This is a genomic window from Grylomicrobium aquisgranense (genome assembly GCF_033971865.1).
Taxonomy (GTDB): domain Bacteria; phylum Bacillota_I; class Bacilli_A; order Erysipelotrichales; family Erysipelotrichaceae; genus Bulleidia; species Bulleidia massiliensis.
The window spans coordinates 1-22,205 of sequence record NZ_JALBUR010000029.1 but is presented as its reverse complement, the minus strand read 5'-3'; the positions used below and the strand labels follow the sequence as shown (position 1 = coordinate 22,205).

At 46.3% G+C, this 22,205-nt stretch carries 19 protein-coding genes, 2 tRNA genes and 1 riboswitch; of the genes, 5 read left to right on the top strand and 16 right to left on the bottom strand.

What is annotated here, in order from left to right:
• Positions 1–163: 163 nt before the first annotated feature.
• Together MOZ60_RS09335 and MOZ60_RS09330 are read right to left on the bottom strand one after the other, a co-directional pair.
• Positions 164–236, bottom strand: a tRNA-Gln gene (locus MOZ60_RS09335).
• Between the two features lie 156 nt (positions 237–392).
• Entirely contained in the window at positions 393–1,346 is a 954-nt protein-coding gene (locus tag MOZ60_RS09330; RefSeq protein ID WP_370596459.1) for a tetratricopeptide repeat protein, read from the bottom strand.
• Positions 1,347–1,536: 190 nt separating this feature from the next.
• Between MOZ60_RS09330 and gltX the strand changes: the two genes are divergently transcribed.
• Complete coding sequence (gene gltX / locus MOZ60_RS09325) at positions 1,537–3,015, top strand: glutamate--tRNA ligase (protein WP_370596458.1); 1,479 nt, start codon at positions 1,537–1,539, stop codon at positions 3,013–3,015.
• A gap of 94 nt (positions 3,016–3,109) precedes the next feature.
• Here gltX and MOZ60_RS09320 read toward each other — a convergent pair.
• From MOZ60_RS09320 to truB, 9 genes are all read right to left on the bottom strand, one after another.
• A tRNA-Glu gene (locus MOZ60_RS09320) sits at positions 3,110–3,184 on the bottom strand.
• 63 nt (positions 3,185–3,247) lie between these two features.
• Positions 3,248–3,604 (bottom strand): 50S ribosomal protein L20, encoded by a 357-nt coding sequence (gene rplT, locus MOZ60_RS09315; protein ID WP_108775732.1) that lies wholly within the window; start codon positions 3,602–3,604, stop codon positions 3,248–3,250.
• Positions 3,605–3,621: 17 nt separating this feature from the next.
• Positions 3,622–3,843, bottom strand: coding sequence for a bL35 family ribosomal protein (locus MOZ60_RS09310; protein ID WP_108775731.1), 222 nt, complete (start codon positions 3,841–3,843; stop codon positions 3,622–3,624).
• A gap of 18 nt (positions 3,844–3,861) precedes the next feature.
• Positions 3,862–4,410, bottom strand: a complete 549-nt coding sequence (infC, locus tag MOZ60_RS09305; protein WP_245309505.1) for a translation initiation factor IF-3 — start codon at positions 4,408–4,410, stop codon at positions 3,862–3,864.
• Positions 4,411–4,591: 181 nt separating this feature from the next.
• Positions 4,592–4,918, bottom strand: coding sequence for an Asp23/Gls24 family envelope stress response protein (locus MOZ60_RS09300; protein ID WP_108775729.1), 327 nt, complete (start codon positions 4,916–4,918; stop codon positions 4,592–4,594).
• Between the two features lie 51 nt (positions 4,919–4,969).
• Positions 4,970–6,340: a RelA/SpoT-related domain-containing protein gene (locus MOZ60_RS09295; RefSeq protein WP_370596457.1), complete on the bottom strand. Its 1,371-nt coding sequence runs from the start codon at positions 6,338–6,340 to the stop codon at positions 4,970–4,972.
• A 7-nt stretch (positions 6,341–6,347) separates the two neighbouring features.
• A complete protein-coding gene (locus MOZ60_RS09290) occupies positions 6,348–7,670 on the bottom strand; it encodes an RsmB/NOP family class I SAM-dependent RNA methyltransferase (RefSeq protein ID WP_277634782.1) in 1,323 nt (440 codons plus the stop codon).
• Complete coding sequence (locus MOZ60_RS09285; protein ID WP_108775726.1) at positions 7,663–8,586, bottom strand: bifunctional riboflavin kinase/FAD synthetase; 924 nt, start codon at positions 8,584–8,586, stop codon at positions 7,663–7,665. Before MOZ60_RS09285 ends, MOZ60_RS09290 begins: the two co-directional genes overlap by 8 nt.
• Positions 8,586–9,425: a tRNA pseudouridine(55) synthase TruB gene (gene truB / locus MOZ60_RS09280; protein WP_370596456.1), complete on the bottom strand. Its 840-nt coding sequence runs from the start codon at positions 9,423–9,425 to the stop codon at positions 8,586–8,588. Before truB ends, MOZ60_RS09285 begins: the two co-directional genes overlap by 1 nt.
• A gap of 141 nt (positions 9,426–9,566) precedes the next feature.
• Positions 9,567–9,731, top strand: a riboswitch (Lysine riboswitch).
• Between the two features lie 61 nt (positions 9,732–9,792).
• Here truB and MOZ60_RS09275 point away from each other — a divergent pair.
• Genes MOZ60_RS09275 through MOZ60_RS09260 form a run of 4 tightly spaced genes read left to right on the top strand, consistent with a single transcriptional unit; the run spans position 9,793 to position 13,065 of the window.
• Entirely contained in the window at positions 9,793–10,644 is an 852-nt protein-coding gene (locus MOZ60_RS09275) for a transporter substrate-binding domain-containing protein (protein WP_277644846.1), read from the top strand.
• Between the two features lie 19 nt (positions 10,645–10,663).
• Positions 10,664–11,443, top strand: coding sequence for an amino acid ABC transporter permease (locus MOZ60_RS09270; protein WP_370596455.1), 780 nt, complete (start codon positions 10,664–10,666; stop codon positions 11,441–11,443).
• Complete coding sequence (locus tag MOZ60_RS09265) at positions 11,440–12,177, top strand: amino acid ABC transporter ATP-binding protein (RefSeq protein WP_370596454.1); 738 nt, start codon at positions 11,440–11,442, stop codon at positions 12,175–12,177. Before MOZ60_RS09270 ends, MOZ60_RS09265 begins: the two co-directional genes overlap by 4 nt.
• Before the next feature lie 57 nt (positions 12,178–12,234).
• Positions 12,235–13,065 carry a radical SAM/SPASM domain-containing protein gene (locus MOZ60_RS09260; protein ID WP_370596453.1) on the top strand — a complete coding sequence of 277 codons (831 nt, stop codon included), beginning with the start codon at positions 12,235–12,237 and terminating at the stop codon, positions 13,063–13,065.
• Here MOZ60_RS09260 and MOZ60_RS09255 read toward each other — a convergent pair.
• The 5 genes from MOZ60_RS09255 to MOZ60_RS09235 form a co-directional block, all read right to left on the bottom strand.
• The gene (locus MOZ60_RS09255) at positions 13,062–13,241 is read right to left on the bottom strand and encodes a hypothetical protein (protein ID WP_135358356.1); all 180 of its coding nucleotides are present in this window, start codon (positions 13,239–13,241) and stop codon (positions 13,062–13,064) included. The two genes, MOZ60_RS09260 and MOZ60_RS09255, sit on opposite strands and share 4 nt — an antisense overlap.
• Positions 13,242–13,260: 19 nt before the next feature.
• Complete coding sequence (locus MOZ60_RS09250; RefSeq protein WP_370596452.1) at positions 13,261–17,088, bottom strand: type VII secretion EssC family protein; 3,828 nt, start codon at positions 17,086–17,088, stop codon at positions 13,261–13,263.
• A complete protein-coding gene (locus MOZ60_RS09245; protein WP_370596451.1) occupies positions 17,085–19,205 on the bottom strand; it encodes an Ig-like domain-containing protein in 2,121 nt (706 codons plus the stop codon). Before MOZ60_RS09245 ends, MOZ60_RS09250 begins: the two co-directional genes overlap by 4 nt.
• Entirely contained in the window at positions 19,202–20,953 is a 1,752-nt protein-coding gene (locus MOZ60_RS09240) for a recombinase family protein (protein ID WP_370596450.1), read from the bottom strand. The genes MOZ60_RS09245 and MOZ60_RS09240 overlap by 4 nt, the downstream gene beginning before the upstream one ends.
• Positions 20,954–21,685: 732 nt before the next feature.
• Positions 21,686–22,045 carry a helix-turn-helix domain-containing protein gene (locus MOZ60_RS09235; protein WP_370596449.1) on the bottom strand — a complete coding sequence of 120 codons (360 nt, stop codon included), beginning with the start codon at positions 22,043–22,045 and terminating at the stop codon, positions 21,686–21,688.
• Positions 22,046–22,205: the final 160 nt, after the last annotated feature.

Genomic DNA, 22,205 nt, shown 5'->3' with positions numbered 1-22,205 from the left:
CTTGGACAATCACCATTCTAGATAGATGGGGTGCTTCTTTCTATAAGAAGCACCGGCCTTCCTCCCGCATAGCGGGAGGTTTTCTGTTTCGCACCTCTTCGGTGCTCAACAGCGCTCCTACGCATAATAAAAATTCCTGAGCAATAACTCAGGAATCTTCAGGCTGGGATAGAGAGATTCGAACTCCCGAAATGACTGGTTCAGAGCCAGTTGCCTTACCGCTTGGCTATATCCCAACAGCAGATATTATTGTACCATCGGTTTTCGAAAATGCAATGCTGTATTTTACATTCTCGCAAAAATCTAGGCAGACCGTCACTGATGCATAAAGAAAGGAAGATACTGCATACAAGCATCTTCCCCAGTTCCATCATTGCAGAAATCATTCTCTGTCATCTATAGTTTCTTTTTTTCTTTGTCTTCCTATGCGGCTTAAGTTCCTGTGCTGCCCAGAGATAATAGGAGATGATCCCTTCTGACTGCCATAAGAACGATGATTCATCATATATGGTGATCAATTCTGATATCGTGCCAGGTTCATATCCCCACGACATTTCATCCGTACGGTAATCATCAAGCTTCTGGTCTGTGATTGCTTTGAAGAAGCGGCGGGTATCTTTGTTTCTGTGCTGCAGTTCTCTCAGTGTTTCTTCTGCTTTGACAAAATTGCCAAGGCGGAAATACAGAGCTGACAGTGCTAACAGCATCCCGCTGTCGGGACCATACTCACTGAATTTTCCAATCAGTTCTTCTGCCGGTTTTTGATCCAATGTTGTGGCATACAGACTCATCAGGGCCAGACGTACACCGGTATTGTCATTGTTATTGAGCCTGATGATTTCTTCACCGGTTGCCTCTGCCAGCTTATACATACCGCAGGAGATTTCCAGCTCCATCCGCATATTCAAAGCACGGATATAAGGACGTGTTTCCAGAACCATCCAGAACTCACCTGCATCCTTGTTCAGATAGCCATGCTGCTTCATCAGCTTTTCGCCATGATCACAGACTTTACGCATGGCAAGAAGATTGTCGAGAACATCTTCGTGATCTGTATTAAATGCAATCATTGTTTCGGCATCCAGATTGTCCGGATCCAGTGAAAGCGCATTGCGCGCATACCGGATCGCATCATCTTTATCATCCGTCTCTTCCGCAAGCTCCATCCAGTCATCACTTGTTTGGGCTGTGTCTTCATTCAAGCCTGGCTGATCGTGAATGGATGCGTTGTAATTCATGATGAACTGATCTGCCATGCGCCTGAAATCCTCATCCGTTTCAGCACCGCCGTTTTTCTCAATATACCCGAAGAGTTCTTTCATGATCTTTTCTGTGTCTCTGCTCATAGATATCCTTTCCGGCGTTGATATGCCTCTTAATTATGATATGCATTTTGGAAATTACATAATGAATCCAACGCTGTACTGATATCTGGATTCTAACAAGTTTGTCAGGAACACGCAAGCTGCGCAGTGTCTTTGTGATTGTATCTATGCCTGTTTGCGGTAAAATACGTGTTGGTAAAGGAGCATAAAAATGACAGTTAGAACGAGATTTGCGCCGTCCCCTACCGGGTACATGCACATTGGCAACCTGCGGACTGCGCTTTATGCATATCTTGTTGCACGCAAGGATCCGAATGGTGTCTTCATTCTGCGTATTGAGGATACGGATCAGGGCAGACTTGTGGAAGGCGCAACGGATATTATTTATGAGACATTGAAGCAGTGCCATCTGGATCATGATGAGGGACCGGATGTCGGCGGTCCGGTTGGTCCGTATGTACAGTCTGAGCGTGTCAAGAGCGGTCTGTACATGAAGTATGCAAAGGAACTGATCCGCCTGGGCGGTGCACATTATTGTTTCTGTGATGAGGACATGATCAATGCCCAGAGAGAGCTGCAGGAAGCACGCGGTGAGTCCTTCAAGTATGATGATCCGTGCAAGAAGCTGACGATTGAAGAAGCAGAGAAGCGGATTGCGGCGGGTGAGCCTTTCACCATTCGTCAGACCATTCCGGAAACAGGCACAACATCCTTTGATGATGAAGTGTTCGGCCGCATCACAGTTGACAATGAGACACTGGATGAGCAGATTCTGATCAAGAGTGATGGCTTCCCTACCTATAATTTTGCCAACGTTGTCGATGATCATCTGATGGGTATTACAGATGTTGTCAGAGGTATGGAGTATCTGTCTTCGACGCCGAAGTACAATCTGATTTACAATGCCTTCGGCTGGGATATTCCCCGCTATATTCACTGCCCGCCGGTTATGAAGGATGAGCATCATAAGCTTTCCAAGCGTAATGGCGATGCGTCCTTCCAGGATCTGGTTGCCAAGGGATATCTGCCTGAGGCAATTCTGAACTATATTGCCCTGCTTGGCTGGTCGCCAGAGGATGACCGTGAAATTTTCACACTGGATGAGCTTGCCAAAGCATTCAATGTGAAACGTATTGGTAAGGTTGGCGCCATCTTTGATCCGGAGAAGCTGAAGTGGATCAATGGCATGTGGCTGCGCAATATGGATCTGGACAGCTATTACAAGCTGGTCAAGCCGTATATTGAACAGGGTGTCAAGGGTAACTTTGACGGTAAGAAAATTGCGGCAATTCTGCAGCAGCGTGCCAACACACTGACTGAGATTCCGGAGATGGTCGATTTCTTTGATGTCTTCCCTTCCTTCAGTACAGATCTGTATGTGAACAAGAAGATGAAGACAACACTGCCGGTATCTCTGACTTCTCTGAAAGCCGCAAAAGAGGCTCTGGAGAAGATTGATGAGAAAGACTGGACACAGGATCATCTGCACGAAGTACTGCTTGCATTGCCAAAGCAGATGGGTCTGAAGAATGGACAGGTGCTGTTCCCGCTGCGTCTTGCCATTTCAGGCAAACAGTTTACACCTGGCGGTGCGATTGAAATTGCCGAGATTCTTGGTAAGAAAGAAACGCTGCGCCGTCTGGATCTTTCCATTGCACAGTTGGAAAAGGAAACGGCTGAACAGGCTTAATGAGTTAGTAAAACTGGCTGAAAAGCCGGTTTTTTTATGCTTATGCGTAATAACAGAGAATATAAAAAAAGATTCCTTGAGGAATCTTATTCAGTGACGAGTACGGGATTCGGACCCGTGAAATGCCGCCTTGAGAGGGCGGTGTGTTAAGCCGCTTCACCAACTCGCCATACGAGGTTTCCCTCGTGCCTGCCTATATTACTACAGACAGAAATTGAAAGCAATCTTTTTTTTATGCGTTCAGCGCATTTTTGGATGCGTCAACCAGATCCTTGAATCCCTTCTCATCATGAATGGCGATCTCGGACAGCATCTTTCTGTTGATGTTGATGTTGGCCAGCTTCAGACCATGCATGAACTTGCTGTAGGACAGATCATAAGGACGGACAGCTGCGTTGATTCTGGCAATCCAGAGCTTGCGCATGTCTCTCTTTGTCTGCTTTCTGCCAGCAAACGCATAACGCTGGGAACGCATGACCTGCTCATTGGCTGTTCTGTAGAGCAGATGCTTGCTGCCAAAATAACCCTTGGCAAGCTTTAAAACCTTCTTACGTCTATTACGTGTAGGTGTTGATCCTTTAACTCTCATCTTTACCTATCCTCCAATTAACCCTGCAGCAGCTGCTTGTCACGCTTGAAATCTGTCTTATTTGCAGTTGTACGCTTTCTCAGATGCATCTTCTGCTTGTGAGTCTTGTTAGCTGCAAAATGCGAAATGTAGTTGTGGCTTGTAGCGAGTTTGCCGCTGCCGGTAATCTTAGAACGCTTTGCGAAGGTCTTCTTTGTCTTCATTCTGATCTTCTTGGGCTTTCTTGCTTTTGCTTTCATAGTGACTTCTCCTTTTCCTTATTTCTTCTTTGGTGCAAACACAACAGACATTGTGTTGCCTTCCATACTGGGGGCTTTCTCAACGTTTGCAATATCAGAAATACCGTCCATGAACTTATGCATAATTTCACGGCCGACTTCCTGACGGGTAATCATTCTTCCTCTGAACTTCATATCGATACGGACTTTCTGTCCATCTTCGATCCAAGCTCTGGAACGTTCCAGCTTGGTATCAAAATCATGCTGGTCAATTACCGGTGAGACACGCAGTGCCTTCACTTCCGTAACATGCTGATTCTTCTTCGCTTCTCTGGCTTTCTTCTGTGCTTCAAAGTGATACTTGCCATAGTCGAGGATCTTGCAGACCGGGACTTTGGCATTCGGTGCAACACAAAGAAGATCCAGATTCATGTCATATGCTTTATCGAGTGCCTCGCGACGCGTCATTGTGCCAAGCTGTTCACCATCCGGGCCAATGACGAGAACTTCCCGGAAACGAATTGCTTCGTTAACCAGGTCTTCCGGTCCTTTTTTACCGTTACTGTTACTTCTTCTGTACTTTGCCAAGCAAACCTCCTCATATAACTGAAAAACAGGTACCGATACACGCACCTGCCTTGGATTCCTAAATCGTTTCTTCGGCATTTCTACCCAGATCCCATGGGATACTCGGGTGAGAAGCGGTGCTTCTTCTTTCCGTCTTTCAGATTACCTGTCTATTAAACCTGTTAACTGCCTCTTTGTCAAGTTAAATCTCAAATCCTGTGACATTCACAGTGACATCTGATGCCTTATACCCGGTCATAAACAGAATATTCTCATAGATCTTATTCTGCAGCAGTTCTGCCGTGGCATTCACATTGGCACCATACTTCACCTTAATATCCGCCGTGACCAGCAGCTCACCCTTATCAATTCTGACAGATACAGGCTTGGAGAAACGTGTCTCCTTTACTGCCACAGCGTTTTCAATATCACCAATGCTGATCTCAGCAATCGACTCAAAGACCGATTTATTGATGGCAATCATTCCATTCTCATTTTTCTTGTCAAGAATTACATAATCCTGCGCCATATTACTGCTCCTTTTTTCTGTTGTTTATTATAGCATCTTCCCAGCAGGCACCTATTGGAAAATAATGCTGATCTGATGCAAAAGTGTTGTCCGCACTGCTTTCTCACTGTCCGCAAAGCTTTGATAATCCGGATATTTCTCTTCACAGAAGCTCACAAACTTCCGGAAGATTTCCATGACTTTGTGCAGATTGTCCTCATGCACAATGTCTACCTTACCGCAGCTGATCAGTCCTTCCGCAAGTACAGAAAGAAGCACATCATGGGTCTGCTGTCTTTCTCTGTCTCGATAGTTAGTGAACGTCGATGCAAACCAGCCGGGCTGTACAAGCAGCCTTTCAATCACATGGACAAAGTCATCCATATCCTCAAAGTTATTGCCGGGCTGAATGGAAAACAGCATGGCAAAGAAGATATGCCACTGGAAATCGGTATTGATCACAGACTGCCAGAATGTGCCAAGTTTACTGCAGAAAACATCTTCGCTGACATACGGTTTTTCGAGAAAGATTTCCTGTTTGAAGTCAATTTCTGACTGTGCCAGGTAATTGAGGTGTTCCAGATAGTCCACCATCATCTCACGGTTGTGCGTGCCGTTGACAAAGTCGCGGATATAGATGTACTGCGCAAGAATGGCACTGCACTTTTTAAAATCCGTTGTGAAGCCGACGGACTCAATCATTTTCCGGTTGACCAGTTCGTTGATGCTCTGGGCAGTAAAGACCTTGAAGCCCTTCTCATCCATGCCGATCTGCTTGCGGCTTGATTCATCCGAAATCTCGTTGTACATGATTTCCAGCTGTCTGTCGACAACATCCAGATTATCCCGGATGGCGCCAAGCATAGATTTATTGAAGCGGTCATATACGACAAAATCTGGATTCTTGTAAACAACCTGATGTTCGATATCACTCCAGAAATTGTGCACCATGGACTTGATCTGCAGCTCATAGTTCACCTTTGTGCCATTAAACAGATAATAGCCATCCAGACGATAGATGGTAAAGCCATTGCGCTGGTACTGGGGCTGCGGCATGCGCAGATTCAGCCAGCAGTTTTCATTCTCTTTTGCGCAGGCATAACCGGTTTGCGGCTGATCAAAATGACGGAACAGGTGCTGATAGATCTCATTTTCATTGCGGATAAAACGGCACTGTATGGTAATGCCGATCAGATCAGACAGATGGGCAATGGCATCTTCGCCGTCTTTGCACTGCAGATAGAACTGATTGCGGATGAGTTTTTCCTTGAGAGAATCCTCTGCCTTGATGCGGCTCTGCAGAGAGACAACGGCATCTTTGTCATCCTGGCACAGCAGCCTGCAGAACTGCTGCAATTGTCCCATGACATATTCATAGCCTGCTTTGTGCAGGTTGTAATACCGGATGGTATCGTCAATAAAATCAAACAACTTCATTTCCATGTCTGCATCACCTCAGCCGCAGTGCCTTGGGATATTTGTTCTTCAGCATTTTGCCGTCACTGTGGGCACCGCCCAGCACATATCCTTTGAAACAGACAGCGTACCATCCCCTGTCCATGGCACGGGGAATAACCTCTCCGCGCAGGTAGCGGCATACCTCATCATCGCTGAGTTCCACTTTGTTCTTAAAGCTTCCCCAGGCAGAGGTGAACAGATTATGGGCAGGCTCAAAGCGCCCATTGCGTTCTTCACCAAGGAAAACCTGATGGCGCATCAGGCGGCATCCATCCGCCTGATAAAACGGTGAGACACCGCCATAGATTCTGCCTCTGACTGAAAGCATATACGGGTATGGCTTCTCCAGATTTTCCTGCAGGAATTTTGCCGCACAGGCAGGCAGCTGCTCAGATTTGATTAGCCCTGTGGATGACGAGATTTCTGTATCATCCTGCTTTTCCATCAGACAGATGAAATGTCCTTCGCCGCCATCCATTGGATAAATGCGGCGTGCATATTCTGTATGACCGCTGCACGCAAGTGCCGGCCGGCCGAACGGTACATCAATGGGAATTGTATGCATATCAGGGTGGCGCTGCAGGAAAGCAGAAATCTGCATCTCATTTTCTTCAGGTGCAAAGGTGCATGTCGAGTAGACCATTCTTCCCCCTGGTTTCAGACATGCATAGGCATTGTCAAGGATCTCTTTTTGCAAAGAAGCACAGTCATAGACGAGCTTCTCACTCCATTGTCTGCGCGCTTCTTCGTTTTTACGCATCATACCTTCCCCAGAGCATGGTGCATCACAGAGCACAGCATCAAAAAAAGCAGGAAAGGCATTGGCTGTATGTTTTGTATCGCTGTTCAGCACCATGGTATTGGCAGTGCCGCTGCGCTCGATGTTTTCCAGCAGAATGCCTGCTCTTTTGGTATTGATTTCATTGGAGACAAGCAAGCCTGTGTTGTCCAGCATCTCGGCGATCTGGGTGCTTTTGGAGCCAGGTGCTGCGCAAAGATCCAATACTTTCATGCCTTTTTCAGGATGCAGAATGGTGACGGCTGCGGAAGCACTTGGCTCCTGCATATAAAACAGTCCTGCTACAGCTGCCGGGGTAGCACCAAGGCCGGTTTCCCCGTGCAGATAATACCCATTTTTCGCAAACGGGGTCTTTTCTTTTTCAAGATGCGTTAATGCAAACAGGCTGTCATCGTCAATCTTGAGTGTATTGACACGGAACCCTCTCCTTGGGGCAGTATCCAGCAATGCAAAATAGCGCTGGCAGTCTTTCTCTCCCAGAAGTGACTGCATGCGTTTTCTATATTCTTCATTCATGGTCAAAATAATCTCTGATATCCCTTAAGTCCTGTTCCAGCTGCATGATCAGATTGTTTTTATTCTGAAAGCGGACCTCGGGCCGGATGTATTTCAAAAAGGCAAGACTGATGTGCCGGTCATAGAGATCTCCGGAAAAATCAAGCAGATACGCTTCCAGTGAAAGATGGTCGATATCATTGAAGGTAGGATTGCGGCCAAGGTTGATCATGGCTTCATAGGATTTGCGGCCAACCGTTGCAATGCCAGCATAGACACCGGTCTTGGGCAGCAGGTATTCATCGTCAAATTCCACGTTGGCAGTCGGAAAGCCCATGCCGGTGCCGCGGTGGCGGCCATGGACAACTTTGCCTTCTATGGCAAACGGATAGCCAAGCATGCGTTTGGCTTCTTCCATTCTGCCTTCTGTGATGCATTGTGAAATGCGGGTCGAGGAAATCTTGCCATGTTCATCCTCTACCGGCGGTACCACTTCCACTTCATATGGGACATGTGCTTTCAGAAATTCGGTATCACCGGTGCCCTTGTAGGCAAAGTGAAAATCAAAGCCGCATACAAGCCCCTGCAGATTCAAAGAGCCAAGCACTTTGTCAATGAAATCCTGTGGAGACAGTTCGCTCATTTCACGGGTGAATTCCAGCAGGATGATATTGTCCATGCCCAGCTTGACAGCCAGGTTCATGCGCTGGCGCATCGTGGAGATATGACGGACGTGCTGCATACCTTTAATGACGACCCAGGGATCCGGATCAAAGGTGATCATGCCGGTTTCACAATTGTGGCGCTTTGCCATAGCAACTGTTTCTGACAGCAGTTTCTGGTGGCCTTTGTGCAGGCCGTCAAAATAACCGATGCAGGCACACATCGGCGTCCTGCTTCTCTTCAGATTTGATAGACTTACGCGGATAATGCGCATCAGAACAACCCCCTTTGACAGTGGTACAAGCCATCTTCTTTTTTTTCATAGGCAGCCAGGACATCATCATGGCTGCACAGGACAATAGTGGATGAAGGCACATCCAGCGCCAGCGGCTTACCGCAGCGGATTTCTTTTTCATACGGATTTCCATCCACCTGGAGCCACATTGGATCAATGACCATCCTGGGTGAAACAATACCTTTTTCAAGACAGTCAAAATCAGCTGCCTGTGACAGATTTACATTCTCGATGGATACCCTTTGCAGCGATGTCATTGTCCCGATCTGTCCCAGTGCATGACAGTAATCCTGAATCAGGGTGCGGATATAGGTACCAGAAGAGACAACTGCATCCATCTGATACAGGTTGTCACCCTTTTTTGTCACGGCCAGAGAACTGATATGCACCGGCCTTGCCTTGCGTTCTACTTCCCGTCCTTTGCGGGCCAGATCCACCAGTTTCTGACCATTGATCTTAATTGCAGAGTACATAGGGGGTACCTGCAGAATGTCGCCCAGAAAAGGAAGGCAGGCACTTTGCAGCTGCGCATCGGAAACAGGCTGCGGTATATCCTCCTGCAGAACGTTTCCCCAGATATCCTGGGTATCGGTTTCTTTTCCGAAGGAAAAAGAGGCAATGTAATGTTTATGATTCGATATACAGTATGGTGCAAGTTTTGTATATCTGCCAAGCAGCACAATCATGAGTCCTGTGGCATTGGGGTCCAGCGTGCCGGTATGTCCGGCCTTTTTTTCCTGCAGGAGACTGCGGCATCTGCGGACTGCCGCAAAGCTGGTCATTCCAGCTGGTTTGTTGAGCAATAGTACAGCATCCATAGCGGGCCCATTATAACATATCCGCAGGTATTCATCCGGCCTCGGGTGCATTTGTGCATGTGTCATGATTTCCAATTTGGCTGAAAATGATAACAACTGACAGTTGACAATTTTTTTCACAGTGTTACATTTTACACAAGAAAACTGAATAGAGGTTGCGGTGCAGATGAGTAACTCCGGGAGCCGGCGGGCTGTGAATGGAGTGAAAGGCAATCACCGCCGAACGTGCATGCTGGCAGGCATGCAGCGTGGGGGCTGGGAAAACATCTCAGCCACTCCTTCGCAAGAAGAGGCGCTATTACTTACCGGATGTAAATAAACCGTGTGTGTAATAGCATACGGTTTTCTTATTCGGGAGGAAAAGAAAATGAAAAACGCAATTCGCTCTGTTTCTGTTTCTGCATTATGTGCCGTCATGCTGGCTGGCTGCGGTTCTGGTTCCGCTGCGGCTGCATCTGCTTCTGCAAGTGCTGATGCGAATACACTCCGCGTAGGCATGGAGTGCAACTATGCACCGTATAACTGGACAACCACTGAGAAGACCGATACTTCCCAGCAGATTACAAGTGTTGACTATTGCGATGGCTATGATGTCATGATGGCGGAAAAGCTTGCGGAAAAGACCAACAAGCAGGTCAAGATCGTCAAGCTTGACTGGGACAACCTGATTCTGTCTCTGCAGAACAATCAGATTGATGCCATCATCGCTGGTATGACAGATACTGAGGAGCGTGAACAGGAAGTTGCCTTCACAACACCGTATTATGTTTCTACTGAAGTGATCATTGTTGAGAAGGATTCCGATCTTGCCAATGCCACATCGCTGGAAGACTTCTCTGGCAAGAAGGTCATTGGCCAGCTGAACACACTGTACGATACAATCATTGATCAGATTCCGAATGTTCAGCATCAGCCTGGTGCTGAGACCTTCCCGGCTGCTATTCAGGCACTGCAGTCTGGTGCTGTGGATGCCGTGACATCAGAGCTGCCGGTTGCCAAGGGTGTTGTTGAGGCAAATCCGGATCTGACATACATTACCTTCGAGGATGGCAAGGGCTTCACGGGTGCTGATAAGGATGCGTCCGTATCTGTTGCTGTACGCAAGGATGACAAGGATCTGCTGGATTCTCTGCAGAGTGCTCTGGATACCATTTCCGATGATGAGCGTGAACAGATGATGGAGACGGCTGTCAAGAACCAGCCGGCATCCCAGGACTAAAAGTTAGCAGGAAGTATTCATGTTTATTCAAAACGTCATTGATATTCTGAGGACTTACTGGTCCAGCCTGCTGCTTGGCATCCGCACTACGTTGTTAGTAGCCATCGTTGGTACAGTATGCGGTTATCTTCTTGGTCTGCTTGTTGGCGGCCTGCGCGCAGTAAAACCGGATTACACAACACCAAAACCTGCTCGTTTCGTCAAAAAATTCTTCGATATTCTGGCCAACATCTACATCACCATCTTCCGTGGAACACCAATGATGGTTCAGGCTCTGTTCTTCTATTATGCCCTGCTGCATGTCTTCAACTGGACAGCACTGCAGGCAGCATTAACTGTTATTTCGATCAATACCGGTGCCTATATGGCAGAAATCATCCGTTCTGGCATTCAGGCCGTGGATCCCGGTCAGACAGAAGCAGCAAGATCACTGGGTATGTCCAATGCACAGACCATGATCTCGGTTGTGCTTCCCCAGGCAGTACGCAATGCCTTCCCTGCCATTGGCAATGAGCTGATTGTCAACATCAAGGATTCTTCGGTCCTGATGATTATCTCCATCACCGAGCTGATGTTCCAGGCGAAGTCTATTGCCGGAACAACCTTCCACTTTACAGAAACGTACTTCATTGAGGCAATGATCTATCTCATCCTCAACCTGATTGCGGCCGTAATTCTCAATGCAATTGAAAAGCATATGAACAAAGGCAGCAAAATGACACTGCCAATGAGTGATACTTCACCTGAAAGCATCAAACTGGCAAGACGCAAGACAACAGAAAAAGGAGCCCTGAAATGAGTGAACCGTTAGTTGAAATCCAGGATATTCATAAGAGCTTCGACAGTCTGGAAGTATTGAAGGGCATTGATTTCAATGTCAATGAAGGTGAAGTTGTCTGCCTGATCGGCCGTTCCGGTTCTGGTAAGTCTACCCTGTTACGCTGTATCAATCTGCTGGAGAAGCCGGACAGCGGCGTGATCAAAGTGTTTGGCAATGATATTCTCAAGACAAAGAATGTCAATGCCTACCGCGCCAAGGTCGGCATGTGTTTCCAGCAGTTCAATCTGTTCAACAACATGAATGTACTGGAAAACTGTGTCAAGCCGCAGATGAAGGTGCTGCACAGATCCCGCAAAGAGGCTGAGGAAAAAGCAATGGCACTGCTGGACAAAGTTGGCATGGCCGACTTTGCCAAGGCAGATGTCAGACAGATTTCCGGCGGTCAGAAGCAGCGTGTGGCAATTGCCCGTGCTCTGTGTCAGGATCCGAAGCTGATGCTTTTTGATGAGCCGACAAGTGCTCTGGATCCGGAAATGGTTGGTGAGGTTCTCAATGTTATGAAGGATCTTGCCAAGGAAGGACTCACGATGATTGTGGTAACGCATGAGATGTCCTTTGCCAGAGATGTTTCTGACCGGGTTGTGTTCATGAACAACGGTATTATTGAGGAACAGGGAACGCCTGAAAAGCTGTTTCAGAATCCTGACAGTGAAATTACAAAGAACTTCCTGCGCAGCTTTATCCACAACTGATTCAACAAGAGGCATGTGCCTCTTTTTTTGTCTGTTTCCGCTGTTATAATGGTGCTCATGATCAAACGCGTCTATCTTGAGATTACCAATCAATGTAATTTATCCTGTGCATTCTGTGCCCATCATCACCGTCGCCCTGCAAGAATGTCACCTGACTTTTTTGCCTCCCTGCTTCCGCAGGTGAAGAAATATACCGATTATATTTACCTGCATGTCCAGGGTGAGCCTTTGCTGCATCCAGATTTTGATCAGATCATGGCGATCTGTGATGATCATGCAATGAAGGTGCAGCTTGTGACCAATGGCAGTCTGCTGTACATGCATCCGGATCTTTTATCGCATTCTTCTCTGCGCAAACTATCCATATCCCTGCAGTCGGTACCATATCAGAATACAGATCCGTCAGATCTGATCCAGCAGATACAAAGAGTCATGAATCAGGCAAGTACTGAGGGCCATCCAACTGTTGAAATCCGGTTCTGGCGGGATGATGCACTGCATCATGACAATGCCCAAAAGATCCTGCAGTATCTGCAGGATCACTATTCCTTTGTGCCATCTGTGCGCAATGCGAACTATCAGATCATGCCGCATGTGTACGTTGATTTTGACAATGCCTTTACCTGGCCGGGACAGCAGAACGTTGAAAGCAGTATAAAGGGCCGCTGTCATGGTGCGGTGGATCAGATTGGCGTTCTGGCTGATGGCACGCTTGTTCCCTGCTGTCTTGACTATGATGGCAATATTGCTTTTGGCAATCTGCATGATGCTTCTCTTGATGTTCTGCTTGCTTCAAAGCGCTATGTGAATATGGTGAACGGGATCCGGCGCAATATGCTGACTGAGTCATATTGCCAGCATTGTTCCTTTCATCACCGCTTTGATTAGAAAAGCAGAAATGACATGCCGTCCATTACCCCGCAGGCTGACAGCGATATATCTGTATCACATTCTCGGCCGCTGGCATATTCATAAACGGCAAGCGGTCTGCTCTGTGCAAACTGCCAGCCATCTTCCCTGGCATTCATCTCAATCAAAGCCGTAAATACACTCTGAAAATTCATGGAACGGTTCACCCTGCATTCATACCATTTCTGCATGATTGCAACAAAGAGAAACACGGTAATCTGCTGTGGCATCGGCTTCCTCCTTTTGTACTTCATCATCCGCTTCAATCAGGCGGATTTTTTCATAGCTTCCATTGCGAAACAGCATGCCTTCCTCTTTGCGCAGATCCTCTTCAATCTTTGCATGCAGTGTGTACTGATGTTTCAGACCAGGACCGACAAACAGGATGGTGTACATGTCCGGCACGCATTTGACAATCTCAGGCAGCGTCACAAAAACAATGCCATGGATCATGCCGGCTAACTGCTTATAGCCAAAGGCCACTGTCAGTTTCTGCTGCTGCAGTGCACGCAGAAAATTCTGTGCATTGTCTGGTGACAGTGCTGTTACGATCAAAAGTTTATCTTCTGGTGACAGTTTCCATTGATAGTCTTTGCAGGAAATGCCAATGGCAATTCCCTTTTCATGACAGAGTGATGGTTTGATATGCGCAGGCATGGATGGCAGAAGCCATGGGGCGTTTCGATCTGAATGCAGGTGTTCGTCCACCTGCGGCCAGCTGATCTGCAGCAGGTGATCCTCATCGATCACCCACGCCCTGCCTTCTTTTGCCGGCAGTTCACCAACCGGCATTTCAAAGATTGTGGCTGCTTCCTGGCGGCTGGAACAGCCAAGTACAATTCTTTGTGAAAAACAAAGCAGATCCTGATACTGCACGATGGATGCATTCGATGCAAAGATGCATAGTGACAGATGCATCTGGGCATGGTGCTGGATCCAGCGGTGCAGCAGTTCCTGTGTTTTGATACTGCCGGCAGCTAACATGCGATAATCTTTGAGCAGCAGAACTGCCTTTGTCTTGTTTTGTTCCAGATGATGGTGCAGAAGAAGCAGACGGTCTTCATCCTGGCAGTCAATTACGCCAGAAAGGCGTCTGCATTTGTCATAGCGGCCTGTATCCTGCTTGCCGGCAATGACATAGATTTCTTCTGTGCCTGCATCCACACAGCATTTGTAAACAAGCAGTTCAAAGAAGGCATCTGTACTTTTTGCCTGTTCGCTGAAGACTGCCATCATTTCCTGACGCAGATACGGACGGTGAACACGGTGCCAGTAATCATCCAGGATCCCAATGACATGTCTGCCTTTAATATCACAGGCTGTCAGTTTTCCAGGCTCGTCCAGCCAAAGCTGTTCTGCCTGCATCCCGGTTTCTTTCTTTGCTTTTGCAAGAGCACTCAGGGCCAGCATACGCTCGGAGACAATTGGATGGTGCCGGCTTTCTGCCACTGCATTGCCAAAGATGGAAAGCTGCTGGATCCCATCTTTTGTATTGGCACATGGGCCGTTGACATAGCCTGCCTGACCCTTGACAAGCTGCTGATCCCGTTTCAGATAGAAGCTGCCAGGTAAACCCAGACTGATCGCACAGGGATCTTTGATGATTTCCCTTGAATCCTGTTCATCCATGACACGCAGACAGATTTTAAAGCGGGTATTTGCCCAGATCTGATCATTGATGACACCAGCAGGTTTCTGGGTTGACAGAATCAGATGAATACCAAGTGATCTCCCGATTCGTGCCATGGCGATCAGGTCATCCATGAAAGCCGGCATCTCCTGCTTAAGCTGGGCAAATTCATCAATGACCACAACCAGATGGCCAAGATACGGCAGGTTTGTTTCCGGTTTCCATGCCATGCGGTAGGCATCCAGGTCATTGATATTTTCACCCGTTTTCTCATGCAGTCTAACAAACAGTTTCTGCCTGTTCAGGCATTCATTCTGCAGCGATACAATGGCTCTTTGGGCATGATGTGCTTCGAGATTGGAAAGAACACCTGCCACATGCGGAATCAGCCTGCCATCCGGCATCGTCAGTGCCTGCGCGATCGTATTTCCTTTAAAATCGATGATGCCTATCTGCACATCCTGCGGGGAATAGGTTACGGCCAGCGACAATAACATTGTCAGGATCAGTTCACTCTTGCCGGACCCGGTTGTTCCGGCAATGAGGCCATGCGGCCCATCCTGGTGTTCATGCAGATCCAGAATAATGCGCCGCTGTCCTTTTGATCCGATCACAGCTTTCAGATTTCGTGAAGCGTGATTGTTCTGCCAGCGTGCAACGATGTCTGCTTCACGTACTTCCTGCATGCCATGAATTTCCAGAAATGTCTTTTTCTCCTGAAGATTGTCTGTCAGGTTTCCCCATGCCATGGCACTGCTCATTCTCAGCAGATCAAGCCCATTCCAGGCTGGTGATACAAATGGGATCACCTGCTGATGACAACGCTCAATCAGCTGGCCGCGGCAGTTATCATACTGCAGCACACGGTCTGCCTCAGGCTGAAATACATTTGAAAAGACAAGCATGCGCTTTCCCTGCATAGACACTTCGCATTGTGCAAAGCATATGATCAAAGCAGTTCTGTTGTCTTCAATCTGAATGCCTTTGCTTTCATAGGTCTCCAATGACATGATCATCCGTCTGCCATTGTAGCGGGCATGTGGAATCATCATGGCAGATGGAAAATCATCGGGATGTTGAAGAACAAAGATCAGGGAAAGATCTTTGGGACTGTGGCGGCACATCAGCTGCAGCAGAATACTGTTCTGAATTGTCTTTTCCGGACTTTCATCGTGAATATGTGTCATTCCTTCGTCTATTGAAAAAACAAAAGGAATATTCGGAATCTTCTGCCGCAGTGCAGTTTGGATGGCAGCTTCAGAGCACTGGACGTGATTTTCTCTCATACCGCAGTGCACAAGCCAGAATCTTTGATCCAGTGGATCAAGGCACGAAAGATGGCGCAGCTGATCAATATCTTTATGCAGATAGCAGGGAGATGGCCACAGAGCATCACACATGTTCTGATATTTCTGCGCCTGGTCTTCCCATTGTGCAATCATGGTGAGGCAGCTGCTTTGATACGCTTCTTCACATCTTTTGAGCTGTTTTTTCCGTTTTCTGATCTCATACAGCCGGTTTAATGGTGTAAACAGCAGTGTGCTGACTGCCATCAGTCCCGGCAGCAATATCATTGGCAGAACCTGCTGCCAGGAACGTCCGTCAAGATAACTGTTCCAGGCACTCAGACTGCCCATAGTGAACGCACCAACTGCCATCATCAGCGGCGGTCCCATCATCAAAAACAAAGGCCTTCCCTCTTCTGCTGCAATCTCCTGTTTCCTTGGTGCTTCGATCCTTTCACACATCATTCCGGTATCTGGAAACACACTGCGTACAAAATGCAGCGGCTGCAGATCACGGATCATATGCACGTGACAATCCGGATGGTAAGCATCCAGGGAACAAAAAATATTCGGTCCCTGATTGATCATCAGGAAAGAGGCAGACAGGATGATCCTTAGATTCAGAATCTGCATCACCATCCCGTCTGTAAAAGATTCTTCTCTTTCCATCTGTCTGCCATTGAGAAATGCCTTCTGCGTGCCATCCGCAGCATAAATCTTGCGTGTGAGCAGATGAATCTGAAACTGCGAAGGAAGAAGATGCTCATCCTGCAGATAAACATCATTTTCCACGGCTGAGCCAATCGTCACAATGCTGTTATCCAGAGCATATTTGACATAGCTGCCATATCCATTTCCCTCATACAGAGAAAGCGAGGATGTCTGTTCTTTGTACTGAAAGACCAGATGTCTTCTGTGCAGAAGCTTTTCGTGTATGACTTCATTGATATCTGCAGGCAGGCGCATGGCTTCCTCATCCTGCAGCTGCCAGAGCAGAATCCATCTGCCAAACAACTGCAGAGGATGGCTGCGTCCTTCACTGTGCATTGCAGAAAGACGGCCGTTTTCTTCCTGCAGGATGATCATAGTGCGGATGAAGATGGCACAAGCACAGAAAGCTGTACCTTGTATTTGCCATCACTGGTGGATACTGTCACTTCGGTGCTGCCAGGCTGTATCCCGGTAATGATGCCATCCCTGGAAACTGCCGCAATTGCGGAATCTGCACATGAATAAACAAGATCTTTCTTTGCATATCCCTTTGGCAGGCCTGTAATCTCAATTGGTACTGTTTCACCAACACCGACGGCTCTGGCATAAGAAGCCAGCTGGATCCGTTCTCTGACGGCAATACTGTCTTTCTGAATTACTTCTTTGCGGCTGGTGCGTGAGCATCGATCAACAAACTGCCAGTTTTCCATATGTTTTCTGCCATGAGGGAATATGGATGCATTCTCTCCATCCAGAATCGACAGATCTTTGCCGAAGCCAAGTCTGCCAAGCAGTGAAGAGGATGAATTCAGATGCAGTTTCAGAAGCCAGTAGGCATTGATATCCGTGCATACCAGGACATCTGGATTGCCCTGGGCAAGCTCCTCTGTTACATCTGCATCGTATTGTGAGGCAGTACTTTCCATTTTTCCTTCTTCGTCAAACAGATGCATGGTTGCTGAAACAAGTGCCTTTGCCCCTGCTTCCATACTGATATCCATCAGCTGCTGTTTCATGAAATCCAGAGAGAAACGCACATTGCCAGTCAGTCCGGAATCCGCTTTTATCAAAGCATTCTGATCATGATCAAATTCACGGATAGCGCGGACGCTGCCATTGCGTGCTTCCATTCCCATGACATGATTCTGGCTTAATGTCAGCTGAACCTTACCGCTGGTAAAAAGCCGCAGAAAGAGCTTTGCCTTGATGGTTACCGTGGAGGAGCCGCTGACAGGAACCCGAATGGTGCAGATCGGAATCTCGGTTTCCACCATTTCTTTCTTTTCCTTCAGAAAGCCGGAAAGTGCAGACGGGAAGTCAGCTGCTTTCAGAGTACTGAAGTCACCATATAGCGTTTTATAGCTGCCTGCTTTGACCTGCAGGGATTCTTCTGTATGGGCTGACAGACGGAAGAAGGCATTCTTGACATCATCCTTTTGGCTGTACCATTTGTATTTGACCTTAATGCCATTCAGCCGCAGCCTTGCACTTGCCTCTGCACCAGGGCCAAGAGCTTTGGAAACAGAAGCTGTAATGCCGCTGGAAGTGGCCGACCATACAACGGTATAGCCATGGATTGTCTTCTGCCGCTGCAGTTGATGGATGGATACCGGAGAAAGAAAAGGATCCTGGATGGATGCTGTATCATCATCCGGATCCTCCAGTATTTCTGCCTTGGAAAAGTCAATGGTATCTTCCCCTTCCAACTGTACCTCATCACTGTAACGGCCCGGATCTGCCGGTGCCGCGTGCAGTGCCATCTGCGAACCATCTATGGAGACATCATGAACTTCATATACATATTCCTGTCCATCTTCATCCACCCATGACACCATACTGCCTGGCGCAATACCGTCCGTTGGGGCTAAAAGGATGATGCCGCTCTGTTCATCAAAAGAAAGCGGATCAATTCTTGCCACCTGTGCATCTGCGGCAGTCACAATCTTTTCCTTTGCGGTCAAAGATGGATCATTGATCTTCTGCACGACATCCGCCAGCAGTGCGAGTGCTTCCTGCTGCGACATGACCCGATCTGGATAGAAGCGGTGTTTTGCATCGGCATTCATCAGCCCAAGCTGCACAGCAGTTTCGCAATGCTGCGCAAATGGAGATGCGGAAACATCCCGCAGCTGTGATGTATCTGCAAGGGATTCGCCAAGAAGATTCACCATCGTATAGGCAGCCCACTGCCGGGATAAGTCGGCATCAGGATCAATACCATATTCTGTCTGCAGAATGCCGAAATCAGCTGCTGACTGGATTGGCGCAAAATAGGTTGAATCTGCTGTTACGTTTGCAAAATATGGTGTTTCTTCCGCACTTGCAGATAGGCCTGCCTGCTGTGAAATTTCATGCATCCATTCCCCGATGGTCATCGTCTTGATCCCTGCACGCTGGCATCCTGCTGCCAGCAATGCGGTACAAAGCAAAACGGTCAGTTTACTGCTGCATGTTCTGTGCATTTGAAGCAATGGCAGATTCCAGTGATTCATAACTCGCGACTGTCAGATCTTAGAGATGACGGCAATTCATTACTATCAAGTTGAACTTTTGATTGCAATCTTTTTGCCACGTTCATTCTCTTTGGCTTAAATTGCTGAATATCCTTGTTGTCCTCAATACCGGTTTTATAGACAAATGTGATCTTGAACGGATCAGCATTTCCTTGATCATCATAACCGCCTATAATTACATAATCAACAATACTTTCAAATACTTGACGATCAAATTCCTTTATGATACAGCCATCTTTAAGCATTTTCCTCATAGAAGAAATACGTTTTTTTAAAGCCTGTCTTTCGATCTTCGCATCCTCTGCTGATGTTAACTGTGCTTCAGCACGCTTTATACGATATTCAATCTCTTTTTTCTTTTTCAGGTAGGTGTCATTATCAACATTATTTTCTAAGCGCAAATCAACCAGTTTGTTCATTTTTGTTTTCAAGTTCGAAATTTGCTGTTGTATGGCCACATTACTCTTGTCAGAATGTTTGGTATTCAGAACATGCTCAGTTCGATCAAGGAATTCTTGTAAAACATCTTGATTATCCTGAGTAATAATCTTATATGATTCCACAAAAGCAGATGTTATAGCTGCCTCCTCAATTTGTTTTGTTTCAGGGCAATAAACTCTACCAAATCTTGCCAAAGTCGAGCAAGACCACATTATTTTTTCGTATTTGGTATTTGAATGCCATTGTCTGCGCGAAAATGTAGCTCCACAAAAGCCACATCGAATCATTCCACTTAGAGCATGTTTCCTGGAATAGAGTGTACGGTAATCACGTTGGTTTACCATTGGATTATGCAGCGGTTCAGCTCTTTTCTTCAGAACATACTGTGCCTGGTCAAATAATTCCCTTGAAATAATTGCTTCATGATGATCTTTTAGATAATACTGATCAGCTTCTCCTTGATTTAGTAAGCGACGTTTTGTAATTGGGTCAAAGGTAAATGTCTTTCCTTGCAACAAATCCCCTGTATATTTTTCATTTCTAATCATTCTGAGAATTGTTGATTCAGACCATCTTGTAGACCCATATGGTGCCTTAACGCCTTTATCGGCGAGCTCATGCGATATTACTCTACTTCCAGCCCCCTCTACATATCGCTGAAAAATATATTTTACAATTTCTGCTTCTTCCGGATTAATAGAAATTTGCTTCGTTTCTTCATCGTAATCATATCCGAATGCTTTTGGGGTTCCAACGAGTTCACCTCGTGACATCTTCATTGCAAGACCTTTTCTTACATTAGCAGAAATATTTTCAACCTCTTGCTGTGCAACTGAACTAAGAACAACCAGCAAAAGTTCCCCATCCATTGATAGGGTGTTGATTTTCTCATCCTCAAAATAAACAGCGATATTTTTGGTTTTTAGCATTCGCACATATTTCAGAGTATCAAGTGTATTTCGTGCGAAGCGGGAAATTGATTTAGTGATTACCATATCAATCTCTCCCTCACAACACGCTTGTATCATTCTCAGAAATTCCTCACGCTTAGTAACCTGAGTACCAGTAATTCCCTCATCCGCATATATACCAGCCAGTGTCCATTCTGGATTCTTTTCAATTAGATCCGTATAGTATTCAACTTGAGAACGATAGCTTGTTTTCTGATCTTCGTGATCAGTGCTAACACGGCAATATGCTGCTACCTTTTTTCGATTAATTGTCTTTCCACTTCTTCTAATAGAATTAGAAGGATCGGCCTTAATAATATCAACTTTTCCTGACATAAATATCTTCCTTTCAATGAAACCTTAAGGGACACTATCATTTCTAGCAAGGATGTCGGATATAATACTGTAATCTCTCATTAGCTGTTTCTTTATGAGCGAAAATTCTGTATCATTGATCAGCTTAGATTCCAACAATCTTGCAAGATAAACAAGCTGAATTGAGTAACGAATTAATTTTTCATTTTTTGCTTTCATATAAACCTTCATTCTTCCATTGACTAGAAAAAAGGAACTGTCATTAGTACAACAGCTCCCTTATATAAACTTTCTTTCTACAATCTCATGAATAACCTTATTTCAACTACTCATCAGATGGCGGACCGTTTACCGCTCCATGGGCATCTCACCCTCCCGAGGATCTCTCCGAACTGCCCTCATTGCTTTATCCCGGTTACCCAGGGCTGTGACTGGACAGAAGTACCATTATTGCTGCACGTTTCATCGCCTTGCCGGAAACGATCCGACATTTTAGAACGGCAAATTAATCGCTCTCTTTTTGATATAGTTCTTCACATAAAGGTCCTCGCGTATGGTTCCTTTGGCTGGCTGCAATAGCCCGTGCAGGGATGTATCTGATGTGTTTTATTAAGTTTTCAAAGATCTATCTAGGATATCCTGGTAACTATAGTCTTAAGTAGATTCCTTTGATTTAGATCAATTCAATTGAGAAATTCACAATCTTTCATAGCATTGAACGTTAAACAAGAAATCTGAGATGAGTAATATCAGCTAATGAGAAATACTGAGTACATCATTCATGATAGTCTCTATCAAATCTTTCTCATATAAAGACCCGCTGCGAAACATCAGCACAATCCTCTTTTCTCTTTCTGATGAATCTTTGAGCAATGGTGCATCTCCATAGAAAAAACTCATTGGTTTACATGTGACCCTCCCAATCCTCCGAAGCAATTGATCGGATGCATGCTTTTTTCCATTCTCAAGCCTATTAATATAGTTAGCCTCTACTCCAACGGCATCTCCCAGTTTCTCCTGCGTCAAGCCAAACTCTTCTCTTGCTTCCCTGATCCGATGACCTATATAGGAATCATCAGCATCAAAGATTAAAGAGTCTGAGTTTTGCTTCATCTTCTTCAACCTCCTTTATCTTTCTGGTATATCAACTATAAGAAAATGAAGTCCTCAGCGGAATGCGCTGGTAGCCCATATAGTGGACTGCCAGTACACGTTTATCAAAAAATCCTAATATTTAAGGGATGAACGAGACACCATAAAAATACAAGAATTT

Bases quoted from the DNA above. Each gene is read 5' to 3' on its own strand.
- MOZ60_RS09330 (WP_370596459.1), bottom strand. From the start codon at position 1,346: ATGAGCAGAGACACAGAAAAGATCATGAAAGAACTCTTCGGGTATATT.
- gltX (WP_370596458.1), top strand. From the start codon at position 1,537: ATGACAGTTAGAACGAGATTTGCGCCGTCCCCTACCGGGTACATGCAC.
- rplT (WP_108775732.1), bottom strand. From the start codon at position 3,604: ATGAGAGTTAAAGGATCAACACCTACACGTAATAGACGTAAGAAGGTT.
- MOZ60_RS09310 (WP_108775731.1), bottom strand. From the start codon at position 3,843: ATGAAAGCAAAAGCAAGAAAGCCCAAGAAGATCAGAATGAAGACAAAG.
- MOZ60_RS09300 (WP_108775729.1), bottom strand. From the start codon at position 4,918: ATGGCGCAGGATTATGTAATTCTTGACAAGAAAAATGAGAATGGAATG.
- MOZ60_RS09295 (WP_370596457.1), bottom strand. From the start codon at position 6,340: ATGGAAATGAAGTTGTTTGATTTTATTGACGATACCATCCGGTATTAC.
- MOZ60_RS09290 (WP_277634782.1), bottom strand. From the start codon at position 7,670: ATGAATGAAGAATATAGAAAACGCATGCAGTCACTTCTGGGAGAGAAA.
- MOZ60_RS09285 (WP_108775726.1), bottom strand. From the start codon at position 8,586: ATGCGCATTATCCGCGTAAGTCTATCAAATCTGAAGAGAAGCAGGACG.
- truB (WP_370596456.1), bottom strand. From the start codon at position 9,425: ATGGATGCTGTACTATTGCTCAACAAACCAGCTGGAATGACCAGCTTT.
- MOZ60_RS09275 (WP_277644846.1), top strand. From the start codon at position 9,793: ATGAAAAACGCAATTCGCTCTGTTTCTGTTTCTGCATTATGTGCCGTC.
- MOZ60_RS09270 (WP_370596455.1), top strand. From the start codon at position 10,664: ATGTTTATTCAAAACGTCATTGATATTCTGAGGACTTACTGGTCCAGC.
- MOZ60_RS09265 (WP_370596454.1), top strand. From the start codon at position 11,440: ATGAGTGAACCGTTAGTTGAAATCCAGGATATTCATAAGAGCTTCGAC.
- MOZ60_RS09260 (WP_370596453.1), top strand. From the start codon at position 12,235: ATGATCAAACGCGTCTATCTTGAGATTACCAATCAATGTAATTTATCC.
- MOZ60_RS09255 (WP_135358356.1), bottom strand. From the start codon at position 13,241: ATGAATTTTCAGAGTGTATTTACGGCTTTGATTGAGATGAATGCCAGG.
- MOZ60_RS09250 (WP_370596452.1), bottom strand. From the start codon at position 17,088: ATGATCATCCTGCAGGAAGAAAACGGCCGTCTTTCTGCAATGCACAGT.
- MOZ60_RS09245 (WP_370596451.1), bottom strand. From the start codon at position 19,205: ATGAATCACTGGAATCTGCCATTGCTTCAAATGCACAGAACATGCAGC.
- MOZ60_RS09240 (WP_370596450.1), bottom strand. From the start codon at position 20,953: ATGTCAGGAAAAGTTGATATTATTAAGGCCGATCCTTCTAATTCTATT.
- MOZ60_RS09235 (WP_370596449.1), bottom strand. From the start codon at position 22,045: ATGAAGCAAAACTCAGACTCTTTAATCTTTGATGCTGATGATTCCTAT.